Annotated in this window: 2 pseudogenes; both read left to right on the top strand. The window is 47.7% G+C overall.

The features are described 5' to 3' along the window. A pseudogene (locus A3751_RS23685) lies at window positions 1-186 on the top strand (RluA family pseudouridine synthase); the annotation flags it as partial. A gap of 133 nt (window positions 187-319) precedes the next feature. After that, window positions 320-644 (top strand): annotated as a pseudogene (locus A3751_RS21005) (hypothetical protein); the annotation flags it as partial.

The raw sequence follows: 644 nt of genomic DNA, 5'->3' as shown, positions 1-644 counted from the left end.
GGCCGTACCCACCAACTGAGAATACACAGCCAGCAGATAGGCCATCCCATTCTTGGCTGCGACTTATACGCTTCGGACGAAGCGTTTCACATGGCCGATAGATTGATGTTGCATGCGTCTGAGATCTGCTTTGATCACCCTATATCGAAACAGCGCCTTCGTGTTGAATGTCCTTGTCCGTTCTAAGCGCTGCGTCGCATAGCGAGTGCCGGGGAAATATAAATACACATACAATTAACTGGTTGATTTTTAATCGTGTTCTCAAGCGAATGTACTACACTGGATGTAACTAATTAGGCTTTCGCGATGCGCTTTCGACATGAATACTTCCAAGTACAGTACGTATAGTAAGACAGCACGTTTTTCTCTGCTCATACCAACGATTGTTTTTCTGCTTTCTGCCTGCAGTAACTCAGAATCAAACAAAACCTTTGAGTGGAAGCTGCAATCGCAAGCGGTTGAGTCGAGTGTCGACTATCAACAGCTAATTGTGATGGCCGACAAGGTAAGAGTAATGTCGGGCGGACGGCTCGATATTACGGCTTACCCCGGAGGCGCAAAGAGCTTGGCTAGCGGCCCGGATATTTTTAATGCAGTGCGCCAAGGTACTGTGCAAATGGGTAACGGATGGCCGAATTGGTGGT

Source organism: Oleiphilus sp. HI0080 (assembly GCF_001635135.1).
Note: the sequence above shows the minus strand (reverse complement) of the source record. Positions and strands in the feature narration are given on the sequence as shown.